This window comes from Streptomyces sp. NPDC002044 (genome assembly GCF_040296725.1).
Taxonomy (GTDB): domain Bacteria; phylum Actinomycetota; class Actinomycetes; order Streptomycetales; family Streptomycetaceae; genus Streptomyces; species Streptomyces antarcticus.
Map to the genome: position 1 here is coordinate 1 of NZ_JBEOXU010000084.1, position 9,781 is coordinate 9,781.

Annotated in this window: 11 protein-coding genes and 1 pseudogene; 5 read left to right on the plus strand and 7 right to left on the minus strand. The window is 73.2% G+C overall.

The window, feature by feature from the left end; translation table 11 throughout:
* A pseudogene (locus tag ABT106_RS20665) lies at window positions 1-85 on the minus strand (AMP-binding protein); the annotation flags it as partial.
* Window positions 86-148: 63 nt separating this feature from the next.
* On the opposite strand from ABT106_RS20665, the gene ABT106_RS20670 reads away from it, so the two are divergent.
* Window positions 149-1,315 (plus strand): chaplin, encoded by a 1,167-nt coding sequence (locus ABT106_RS20670; protein ID WP_351279338.1) that lies wholly within the window; start codon window positions 149-151, stop codon window positions 1,313-1,315.
* A gap of 179 nt (window positions 1,316-1,494) precedes the next feature.
* On the plus strand, window positions 1,495-1,842 hold the full coding sequence (locus ABT106_RS20675) for a hypothetical protein (protein WP_351279341.1): 348 nt from the start codon (window positions 1,495-1,497) through the stop codon (window positions 1,840-1,842).
* A gap of 84 nt (window positions 1,843-1,926) precedes the next feature.
* On the opposite strand, the gene ABT106_RS20680 is transcribed toward ABT106_RS20675, so the two are convergent.
* Both ABT106_RS20680 and ABT106_RS20685 read right to left on the minus strand, forming a co-directional pair.
* Entirely contained in the window at window positions 1,927-2,166 is a 240-nt protein-coding gene (locus ABT106_RS20680) for a chaplin (RefSeq protein WP_351279344.1), read from the minus strand.
* Between the two features lie 155 nt (window positions 2,167-2,321).
* Window positions 2,322-2,795, minus strand: a complete 474-nt coding sequence (locus ABT106_RS20685) for a hypothetical protein (protein ID WP_351279347.1) — start codon at window positions 2,793-2,795, stop codon at window positions 2,322-2,324.
* 269 nt (window positions 2,796-3,064) lie between these two features.
* Here ABT106_RS20685 and ABT106_RS20690 point away from each other — a divergent pair, with 269 nt between their 5' ends.
* A complete protein-coding gene (locus tag ABT106_RS20690; protein ID WP_351279349.1) occupies window positions 3,065-3,475 on the plus strand; it encodes a rodlin in 411 nt (136 codons plus the stop codon).
* A gap of 96 nt (window positions 3,476-3,571) precedes the next feature.
* Here the strand turns inward: ABT106_RS20690 and ABT106_RS20695 are convergent, their stop codons facing one another.
* Complete coding sequence (locus ABT106_RS20695) at window positions 3,572-4,213, minus strand: vitamin K epoxide reductase family protein (RefSeq protein WP_351279352.1); 642 nt, start codon at window positions 4,211-4,213, stop codon at window positions 3,572-3,574.
* Window positions 4,214-4,405: 192 nt separating this feature from the next.
* On the opposite strand from ABT106_RS20695, the gene ABT106_RS20700 reads away from it, so the two are divergent.
* The gene (locus tag ABT106_RS20700; RefSeq protein ID WP_351279355.1) at window positions 4,406-5,176 is read left to right on the plus strand and encodes a DUF6227 family protein; all 771 of its coding nucleotides are present in this window, start codon (window positions 4,406-4,408) and stop codon (window positions 5,174-5,176) included.
* A 66-nt stretch (window positions 5,177-5,242) separates the two neighbouring features.
* Here the strand turns inward: ABT106_RS20700 and pfkB are convergent, their stop codons facing one another.
* The 3 genes from pfkB to ABT106_RS20715 all read right to left on the minus strand — a co-directional run bounded on the left by pfkB (window position 5,243) and on the right by ABT106_RS20715 (window position 8,688).
* The gene (gene pfkB, locus ABT106_RS20705) at window positions 5,243-6,193 is read right to left on the minus strand and encodes a 1-phosphofructokinase (protein ID WP_351279358.1); all 951 of its coding nucleotides are present in this window, start codon (window positions 6,191-6,193) and stop codon (window positions 5,243-5,245) included.
* Window positions 6,190-6,951 (minus strand): DeoR/GlpR family DNA-binding transcription regulator, encoded by a 762-nt coding sequence (locus tag ABT106_RS20710; protein ID WP_351279360.1) that lies wholly within the window; start codon window positions 6,949-6,951, stop codon window positions 6,190-6,192. Before ABT106_RS20710 ends, pfkB begins: the two co-directional genes overlap by 4 nt.
* A 132-nt stretch (window positions 6,952-7,083) precedes the next feature.
* On the minus strand, window positions 7,084-8,688 hold the full coding sequence (locus tag ABT106_RS20715; protein WP_351279363.1) for an MFS transporter: 1,605 nt from the start codon (window positions 8,686-8,688) through the stop codon (window positions 7,084-7,086).
* Window positions 8,689-8,751: 63 nt separating this feature from the next.
* Here ABT106_RS20715 and ABT106_RS20720 point away from each other — a divergent pair, with 63 nt between their 5' ends.
* On the plus strand, window positions 8,752-9,723 hold the full coding sequence (locus ABT106_RS20720) for a helix-turn-helix transcriptional regulator (protein ID WP_351279366.1): 972 nt from the start codon (window positions 8,752-8,754) through the stop codon (window positions 9,721-9,723).
* The last annotated feature ends 58 nt before the right edge of the window (window positions 9,724-9,781 follow it).

A 9,781-nucleotide genomic window follows, 5' to 3' on the forward strand; every position in this document is an offset into this window, starting at 1 on the left:
AGTGCATGCAGCCCTTGGGACGCCCGGTGGTGCCGGAGGTGAACGCGATCAGGGCGACGTCGTCGGCGGAGGTCTCCACACGGCGGTGCACTCCGGGGCCACCTCCGATTCAGCACCGGCAGCAGCGCCGGTAGACAGGGAAGGACCCATGCGACAGGTACTGAGCCGACAGGTACTGGGCAAGGGGATGCTCACGGCGGCAGCCGCGTCGAGCCTGCTGTCGATCGCGACCGGCGCGGCCTACGCACACCCCGGAGCGGCCGCCGAGGTCTCGCAGTCGCCGGGCGTGCTGTCCGGCAACAGCGTCTCGGTACCGATCACCTTCGCCCCGAACGTCTGCGGCAACAGCGTGGACGGCGGTGCGGCGCTCAACCCCGCGATGGGGAACCGGTGCGTCACCACCACCGGCGCGGACTCCGGGCACGACCACGACTACGCGCGCTACCTGAGCCCCGAGAACGCCGAGGCCCTCGAGCGCTACCTCGACGAGCGCGACGCCCGGCACACGGTGCCGGAGCAGCGCCACGCGGAGCCGCGGCACGCGGGCCCCCGGCACGCGGCCCCGCGCTCCGAGACCCCCCGGTACGAGACCCCCCGGTACGAGGCGCCGCACGAGGCCCCGGGCCACGCGGAGCCGGCCCGGCCCGGCCCCCGGCACGCGGCTCCGCGCCACGAGGAGCCGGAGCACCAGGGCGGCTACGGCGGTCCCGGCGAGGAGCGGGCCGAGGAGGAGTGCGACGACCACCCCGGGTCCGCGCAGCCCCCGCACCACGTCCCGCCCGCGCCCGGGCAGCCGAAGCCGGAGCCCGTCGGGGAGTACCCGGCCCCGCAGCCGCCGCCGGTCCACGAGGCGCCCGCCCCGCTGCCGGCTCCGGAGGCGGAGGCGGAGGCACCCGTACCGCTGCCCGCGCCGCTGCCGGGTCCCGCCGAGGAGGCGCAGCCCGTACCGCTGCCCGCGCCGGAGCCCGTACCGGTTCCGGAGGAGGGGCCGGTGGGCCCGCCGCGCGGAAGCCAGCCCGTGGAGCACCCGGCTCCCGCTCCGGCGCCGGCGCCGGCGCCCGAGACCGTACGGCCGCCCGTCGACCAGCCGCCGGCCGCCCCCGGCGGTGACGCGCCGGTCCACCTGACCCCGGCTCCGGCGCCCGTACCGGCTCCCGGTCCGGTCCCGGCTCCGGTACCGGCGCCCGCGCCGACGGGGGTCACCGCTCCCGTTCTGGCGGAGACCGGCGCGGGTCAGCCCGCGGCGGCGGCCGCGCTCGCCTCGGCACTGATCCTGGGCGGCGCCATTCTGTACCGCCGGTCCCGGCTCTCCTGAGCAGCAATACCGGTCATCAGAAGAAATATCGGCCGGAGAATCCCTTGTCGGATTCTCCGGCCGTTTCCGTGCGCCCTCCCGACCGCGTTTCCGCAGCGACGGGGAATCGTTAGCCAGAGCGAAAGCGGCGCGACGGTCGCCGCTGACACCTCTGTCCATGAAAGAAGAGGATTTCGATAATGAAGCTCACGAAGATCGCCGCTGTCGTCGTCGGCTCCGTCGCCGCCTTCGGCGCCTCCGCTCCCGCCTTCGCGGCCGGGGCTCCCGCCGCGATGCCCCCCATGAGCCTGACGGGCGGGGTGACGGAGACCCTGAACGCCGTGGGCCCGGTCTCCGAGTCCCTCCCGCAGACCGTGGGCAATGGGCTGGCCGAGCAGGGCGACCACGTCAACAAGGTCGTGGGCACGGTGCAGAAGGTCAACAAGGCCCGCAACGACGTTCCCGGCGAGGTCCTGGGTCTGGCGAACGGCGCCACCAAGTCGAACCCGATGCTCGGCGGCGTGACGCTCAACGGCGGCAACAGCTGACGCGTTCCGGCTGATCCCCTGCCGACATGACTGTGGGCGCCACCGGCAAGGCCGGGGCGCCCACAGGCGGTGGTGCGGCTGACGTCAGTCGTTGACGCAGGCGTTGCCGAACGCGGGGTTCAGCAGGCCGACGACGTTCACGGAGTTGCCGCAGACGTTGACCGGGACGTGGACCGGAACCTGGGCCAGGTTGCCGGACAGAACGCCGGGGGAACCCACGGCCGCGCCCTCGGCCGAGGAGTCGGCGGAGGCGGCACCGGCGGCACCGGCCACGGCGAGACCAGCGGTGGCCATGACCAGGGCGGCCTTCTTGGCAGAGTTCATGGGAAGTGCACCTTCTGTTCGATGTTCTGCCCCGATCCCGGGGCTCACACCGAGCGAAACGCTCCAGCGTCCCAGACGACACGGCTCCGCACGCGATCAGACCTGTTCAGCCCAATCGTCGTAACCGCGTGCGAAGTTCCGGTCGTACGCCCGTGCTATGGGAGGTCGGGGATCCCGGGGACGGCGGGGAGGTCGGGCACCAGGTCGGCCGGGAGCGCGGGGACCCCGGCGACCGGCGGGAGCGCCGGCACCCCGGCGACCGGCGGGAGCGCGGGCACCCCCACCGGAGGGGCCGGGAGGTCCGGCAGGCCGGGGACGGCCGGCAGGGCCGGGAGCTTCGGCAGCTCGATCGGCGGGATCTTCACCCCGGCGGGCAGCAGGCCCTCCAGGGACTTGAGGAGGTCCGCGATGGTCTTCGAGAGGCCCGCGAGGAGGTCGTCGATCGGACCGGCCGCGGCCCGCCCCTCGATCGTCTCGATCTTCTGCTGGACGGCCGCGACCCGCTTCGTCAGCTCGGCGGAGCCGGCACCGTCCGCGGCGACCGCAGGGGCGGCCGCGCCGGACAGTATGGCGACGGCGAGGACCGACGGGACGAGGAGGCGTGCGCGGGACGGCTTCGTGCGGTACATGGGTGTTCCTTCTCCTGGTGGCACAGAAGCGGACCCGAGCGATCCGCCTCCTTACCCACCGTGCGAACACCCCGCACGGAGCGCAACAGGAGCGCGTCCGCTGCTGGCTGCGTACGGGCTTCGCGCAGGCGTCCGGAGGCGGCTCACCCGGGCCGGGGAAAACTTCGGCGGGGACAGGCCGTTTGAGTGAAGCAACGGAACCAACACCCCGGCGCGGCAGTTGACCAGGGCGCTCCATCAGCGGGCACTCGTGCGACAGAAGGATCAAGATGTTCAAGAAGTTCATGACCGCCGCCGCGGTCACCGCCGTCGCGGTCGGCGCGGGCGCCGCTGCCGCGGCCCCGGCCATGGCCATCGGCAACGACAACGGCGTCAACACGGTCAACGGCAACGGTGCCCAGCAGATCTACGGCAACCAGAAGACCGCCGGCGACATGAGCCCGCAGCTCAGCCTGGTCCAGGGCTCCCTGAACAAGCCCTGCATCGGCCTGCCGGCGAAGCTCAACGCCCAGTCGCTGGTCGCGCTGGTCAACGTCGGTGTCCAGGACATCAACGTCCTGTCCAACCCGCAGAACCAGCAGTGCACCGAGAACTCGACCCAGGCCAAGGGCGACGAGCCGCTCTCGCACATCCTCAGCAACATCCCGGTCCTCTCGGGCAACGCCTCCCTCGGCAGCTGATCTCCGCCGCCTGCGCGTGACGTGACGAGGGCCCCGGCAGCGTCCAGCTGCCGGGGCCCTCGTGCGTGTCCGCGCGGTGGGCGCGCGTCCGGTTGTTCAGGAGGTCCAGAAGTCCCACCAGCGGGTGAGGATCAGCATGCCGATCACACCGGTGTGCAGCGCGGGCGGTGCCCAGCCGAACTCGGTGAAGAACTCCCGCAGCGGGCCGGGGGCGCGGAGCAGGCCGGTGGCGACGGTGTGCGCGGTGACCGCCCAGAACATCAGCAGGGTCGCCACCCAGGCCAGGCAGCACCACAGGCAGAGCGCGTTGATCTCGTAGAGCGACTGGACCATCAGCCAGGTGCAGAAGCCGACGCCGAAGAGCATGCCGGCGTTCAGTCCCAGCCAGAACCAGCCGCGGTAGCGGGCGCCCGCCAGCAGGCCGGCGCCGACGCACACCACGACGGCGTACGCGGCCAGGCCCAGCATCGGGTTGGGGAAGCCGAAGGCGGCCGCCTGGTCGCTCTTCATCACGCTGCCGCAGGAGACGACCGGGTTGAGGCTGCAGGCGGGCTTGAAGTCCGGGTCCTCCAGCAGGAGGAACTTGTCGAGGGTGATCACCCAGGAGGCCAGCAGCCCGGCGGCCCCGGTGAGGACCAGCAGCCAGGCCAACCCCCGTGACACGGCTTCCTGTCCGCTTTCGGGCCCTGTGCGGGGCTGTCCCTGCTGGCGGGGGACGCCCACTGTATTCGTTGCCATGCCGCCCATAGTCCCCCGCTCCGTACCAGAGCAGGGCCAACCATGCGCATTCATACGCAAGTTGACCTGAAGGTGTGGCGGGAACCCCTGATGCTTCCCGGACGTTTTACCGAACCCCGGACGTGATGTCAGAGCCAGGGGCTACGTTGAGCTTCCGCAAAGTCACAAGCTGCGACGGCCTGGAGACCCACCTTGAGCGATCCGTACGAGACAACCGAGGCCCACCTCGACCGACTCCTGGGCCGCGCCCTCAACTCCTTCGACCTTCCCGACAGGCTGGTCGAGCGCCTCGGGACGGCACTCGCCCACAGCTCCTCGCTCTACACCACCCACCGCAGCCCCGCAACCGGACTCTGGCGGGAGACGCACCGGCACGCCTACCTGCTGACCGACGGCGGGTCGGCCTCGCTCTGGGAGCTGGTGTACCGGCAGGAGGGTGACCGGACGGTCCGGCACGAGGTGTTCGCGAGCAAGGCGGAGACCTGCCTCGCCGTGTCCCGGCTGTTCGGGGAGACCCCCGCCGAGGCGGCGCTCGACCCCGCGCTGCTGCCCGGCGACGAGGAGCCGGACGACGACATCGCGGTGCTGGGCTCGCTGTTCGCCGCCTCGTCGGCGATGCCGCGCCCCCGGGACTACGCGCCGGAGGAGTCCGCCGACCACGCCCGGCGGGTGCTGCGCCGCGCGGAGAACGCGGACCGCCCCGGCGAGGAGGTCGCGGCCCTGCTGCGCTCGGCGTACGCGCACCGGATCACCCAGGCGTTCGGCACCCGCCAGTGCCTGGCCGACGGACGGGACGCGGGCTTCAGCCTGTACGAGCACGCCTTCGTGCTGCTCGACGGGACCGAGGTCAGCCTGTGGGAGGTCGAGCACACGGCGACGCCGGACGGCCGGCACATGTGCGAGGTGTACGAGACGGAGGCGGTCGCCCGCGGGGCCATGGAACTCCGCGCGCGCGTGCGCTGACGCCGGGTCGTCGGGCCGGTCGCCTCCGGGCCGGCCGGCGCCCGCCTCGCCGCTCCGCCGCGGGCGTCAGAGCGTGGCGGGCTCCGCCAGGGTGAGGTCCAGGGGGAGGTCCCGGGTGAGGTGGACCGCGTCGGGGCGGAGGTCCGCGGGGGCGGGCATGGCGCTGCCGGGGAGCTGGACCGCGGCCGCTCCGTGGGCGAGGGCCGAGGCGAGGGCGGCCGGGCCGCTGCCGCCCGCGATCAGGAACCCGGCCAGGGAGGCGTCGCCGGCCCCGACGTCGCTGCGGACCGCGGCGGCCGGCGCCGTGCCGTAGTAGGTGCCTTCCGCGCAGGCCAGCAGCTGGCCGTCCGCGCCGAGGGAGGCGAGGACCGCGCCCGCGCCGAGCGAGCGGAGCTCCTCGGCTGCCTTGACGACGTCGCCGAGGGTGGACAGGGGCCGGCCGACGGCTTCGGCGAGCTCCTGCGCGTTCGGCTTGATCACGTCCGGGCGGGCGGGGAGGGCCGCCCGCAGGGCCGGGCCGGAGGTGTCGAGGGCGACCCGGGCTCCGGCCTCGTGGGCGCGGGCGACCAGGTCGGCGTACCACCCGGGGGCGAGGCCGCGCGGGAGGCTGCCGCAGCAGGCGATCCAGGCGGCGCCGCCGGAGCCGGTGCGGATGGTGTCCAGGAGGAGCGCGGACTCCTCCGGGGAGAGTTCCGGCCCCGGCGTGTTGATCTTGGTGAGGGTGCCGTCGGGTTCGGCGACCGCGATGTTCGAGCGGGTCTCGCCGGCGATCGAGACGGCCGTGACGTCCACGCCCTGGGCCACGAGGAGTTCCGCCAGCAGGGTGCCCGGGGCGCCGCCGAGCGGGAGGACCGCCGTCGTACGGACGCCCGCCGCGGCCGCCGCGCGGGAGACGTTGACGCCCTTGCCCCCGGGGTCGACCCGGTCACCGGTGGCGCGGAGCACCTCGCCGCGGTCCAGCGAGGGGACCTCGTAGGTCCGGTCGAGGGAGGGGTTGGGGGTGACGGTGAGGATCATACGAGCACAACTTCCGTACCGGCCGCCTCGATCGCGGCCTGGTGGACGGGGGCGAGCCCCGTGTCCGTGATGAGGAGGTCGACGTCCGCGAAGGAGCCGAAGCGCGCGAAGTGCTCCTGTCCGGCCTTGGCGGAGTCGGCGAGGAGGACGACGCGGCGCGCGGCGCGGATCGCGGCGCGTTTGACGGCCGCCTCGGCGAGGTCGGGGGTGGTCAGGCCGGCGTCGGCACAGAATCCGTTCGCCGCGAGGAAGAGGACGTCGGCGCGGATCTCCGCGTACGCGCGCAGCGCCCACGCGTCGACGGCGGCGCGGGTGCGGTGCCGGACGCGGCCGCCGACGAGGTGGAGGTCGATGCCGGTGTGGTCGGCGAGCCGGGCGGCGACGGGCAGGGCGTGGGTGACGACGGTGAGCCCGGTGTCCGCCGGGATGCCGGCGGCGAGGCGGGCGACGGTGCTGCCGGCGTCCAGGACGACGCTGCCGCCGTCGGGCTGCTCGGCGAGGGCCGCGGCCGCGATGCGGTCCTTCTCCTCGGCGGCGGTGGCCTCGCGCTCGGTGAGGTCGGGCTCGAAGTCGAGGCGGCCGGCCGGGATGGCGCCGCCGTGCACCCGGCGGACCAGCCCGGCCCGGTCGAGGGCCTTCAGGTCACGGCGCACGGTCTCGGCCGTGACCTGGAACAGGTCGGCGAGGGAGAGCACGTCGACCCGTCCGGCCTCACGGGCGAGGCGGAGGATCTCCTGATGGCGCTCCGGTGCGTACATGTGGTTTTACATCCGTTTCATGCCCGAATCTGTGGCTTTCCCCCTACCGTACGGCCATATCGGGCAGAAGACAAAGGAAACGGACATGCCCGCCCAGAGAGGCGGACATGTCCGTAGCCGGGGCGGACGGGCTCAGGCGACCGGGACCTTGTCCGGTTCCGGGGCCTCGTACTCGCCGCCGCCTTCGCGCTCCTCCATCGGGACGCCCTTGCGGGGCAGCATGAACATCACCGCGAAGATCACGACGAGGACGGCCACGACCCACCACAGCGCGCCGCGGAAAGCCTCCACATAGGGCGGCCCGAAGGCCAGGTCGTCGTCGATCAGGCCGAAGAAGACCACGGAGGTCAGGCCGAGGCCCAGCGCGTTGCCCATCTGGCCGGTGGTGTTGATCAGGCCGGAGGCCGAGCCGGCGTGCTCGCGCGGCACCTCGGACAGCACGGTGTCCGTCAGCGGGGCCACGATCAGGCCCATGCCGATGCCCATGACGACCAGCGGCAGCGCCATCTGCCAGGAGGTGATCTCCATGCCGTAGTGCTGCGACTCCCAGATGTAGAGGAGCAGGCCCGCGGCCATGGCCAGCGCACCGGCCTGGAGCACCTTGCGGCCGAAGCGCGGGACGAGCTTCTGCACCGAGATGCCCGCGGCGGCCGAGACGGCGATGGAGAACGGGATGCCGGTGGTGCCGGCGCGCAAGGCGCTCCAGCCGAGGCCCATCTGCATGTACAGCGTCCAGACCAGGAAGAAGATGCCGGTCGCGATGCCGAAGGTCAGCTGGACGGCGATGCCGCCCGCGAAGCTCTTGACCTTGAAGAGGGAGAGCTCGACGAGCGGCGAGCCGTCCTTCTTGATCTTGTACTTCTCGTAGGCGATGAAGCCCGCGAAGACGAACGGCGCCAGGCCCATGCAGACGAAGCCCCACAGCGGCCAGTCGTTCTCGCGGCCCTGGGTGAGCGGGAAGATCAGCATGACCAGCGCGAGGGTGGCGAGGACGACGCCGACGAGGTCCAGTCGCAGCGCCTGGGGGGCCTTGGACTCGGTGATGAACTTGCGTCCGAGGATCACGCCGGCGATGCCGACGGGCAGGTTGATCAGGAAGATCGGGCGCCATTCGAGGCCGAAGAGGTTCCACTGGGTCAGCAGCGCGCCGAGCATCGGGCCCGAGACGGCGCCGAGGCCCACGATCGCGCCGAACAGGCCGAAGACCTTGCCGCGCTCGTGGGGCGGGAAGGTGACGTGGATGATCGCCAGGACCTGCGGGACCATCAGGGCCGCCATCGCGCCCTGGAGCAGGCGGGAGGAGACCAGCATGGCGGGGTTCGCGGCGATGCCGCAGAGCAGCGAGGCGACGGTGAAGCCGGCGATGCCGACGAGGAAGAGGCGCCGGCGGCCGTAGATGTCACCGAGACGGCCGCCGGTGATCAGGCCCGCGGCGAAGGCGAGGGCGTATCCGGCGGTGATCCACTGGATCGCGCTCGTGGAGGCGCCGAGGTCCTGGCGCATGCTGGGTATGGCGATGTTGACGATCGTGACGTCGACCAGGTCCATGAAGGCCGCGGTCATCACGATGGCGAGCGCCAGCCAGCGGCGGCGGTCGGCGGCGGTGGCGGCCGCGTCGAGGGGGGTGGCGGCCTGGTCCGGGCCCGGGGCCTGTGCTGGTACCGCGGCTGTGGTCCGCTCTTCTCGTACGGGCCCGTTCTTTCTTTCGGGCGATGTCTTGGACGTCTCGGTGCTCATGGAGAGAAACCTAGACGGGATGTAGGTCAGTGAGTGTCCTATTTCGCTGGCAGCCTTGATCCCATGACCGACACCCCGGCACGGCTGCTGTCCCTGCTGTCCCTGCTCCAGACCCCCCGCGAATGGCCCGGCAGCGAGCTGGCGGAGCGGCTGCGGGTGAGCTCCCGGACGATCCGCCGCGACATCGAGCGGCTGCGGGACCTCGGCTACCCGGTGGAGGCCACGCTCGGCGCGGAGGGCGGGTACCGGCTGGTGGCGGGGGCGGCGATGCCGCCGCTGCTGCTCGACGACGAGGAGGCGGTGGCGATCGCGGTGGGGCTGCGGGCGGGGGCCGGGCACGCGATCGAGGGGGTCGAGGAGGCTTCCGTACGGGCCCTGGCGAAGCTGGAGCAGGTGCTGCCCTCGCGGCTGCGGCGCCGGGTGAGCGCGCTGCAGTCGGCGACGACCGCGCTCACCCGGGGGGACGGGGCGAGCGTGGACCCGCGGACGCTGACGACGATGGCGTCGGCGGTCGCGGGGCCGGAGCGGCTGCGGTTCGCGTACCGGGCGAGGGACGGGGTGCGGACGCGGCGGGTGGTGGAGCCGTACCGGCTGGTGAGCACGGGGAGCCGGTGGTACCTCATCGCCTACGACCTGGAGCGGGAGGACTGGCGGACCTTCCGGGTGGACCGGGTGGCGGAGCCGTTCGCGACGGGGGCCCGGTTCGCTCCGCGGGAGCTGCCGATGGACGCGGAGGAGTTCGTGCGGCGGGGGCTGCGGGGTGGGGGGACGTACGCGGTGGACGTGACGTTCGCGGCGGGGCCGGAGGCGCTGCCGGACTGGCTCCGGGAGGCGGCGGTTGTGGGGGCCGGGGTTCCGGAGGCGGGGGTTGCGGGGGCGGGGGGGGGTACGCGGGTGCGGTTCGAGAGCGGGGACGCGCCGGAGTGGCTGGCGGCGCGGCTCGCCCTGACGGGGGTGCCGTTCACGGTGCATGCGCCGGAGGCGCTGGCGGCGGGCGCGCTGGCGCTGGGCGCGCGGCTGGCGGGAGCGGCGTAGGCAGGGGGGGCAGGGCCAGGGGGCGGCCGAGCGGGGTGGCCGGGCGGGGTGGCCGGGG

Excerpts from the sequence above, each read along its gene's own strand:
- ABT106_RS20720 (WP_351279366.1), top strand. The coding sequence starts at position 8,752 with ATGACCGACACCCCGGCACGGCTGCTGTCCCTGCTGTCCCTGCTCCAG.
- ABT106_RS20685 (WP_351279347.1), bottom strand. The coding sequence starts at position 2,795 with ATGTACCGCACGAAGCCGTCCCGCGCACGCCTCCTCGTCCCGTCGGTC.
- ABT106_RS20675 (WP_351279341.1), top strand. The coding sequence starts at position 1,495 with ATGAAGCTCACGAAGATCGCCGCTGTCGTCGTCGGCTCCGTCGCCGCC.
- pfkB (WP_351279358.1), bottom strand. The coding sequence starts at position 6,193 with ATGATCCTCACCGTCACCCCCAACCCCTCCCTCGACCGGACCTACGAG.
- ABT106_RS20695 (WP_351279352.1), bottom strand. The coding sequence starts at position 4,213 with ATGGCAACGAATACAGTGGGCGTCCCCCGCCAGCAGGGACAGCCCCGC.
- ABT106_RS20715 (WP_351279363.1), bottom strand. The coding sequence starts at position 8,688 with ATGAGCACCGAGACGTCCAAGACATCGCCCGAAAGAAAGAACGGGCCC.
- ABT106_RS20680 (WP_351279344.1), bottom strand. The coding sequence starts at position 2,166 with ATGAACTCTGCCAAGAAGGCCGCCCTGGTCATGGCCACCGCTGGTCTC.
- ABT106_RS20690 (WP_351279349.1), top strand. The coding sequence starts at position 3,065 with ATGTTCAAGAAGTTCATGACCGCCGCCGCGGTCACCGCCGTCGCGGTC.
- ABT106_RS20710 (WP_351279360.1), bottom strand. The coding sequence starts at position 6,951 with ATGTACGCACCGGAGCGCCATCAGGAGATCCTCCGCCTCGCCCGTGAG.
- ABT106_RS20670 (WP_351279338.1), top strand. The coding sequence starts at position 149 with ATGCGACAGGTACTGAGCCGACAGGTACTGGGCAAGGGGATGCTCACG.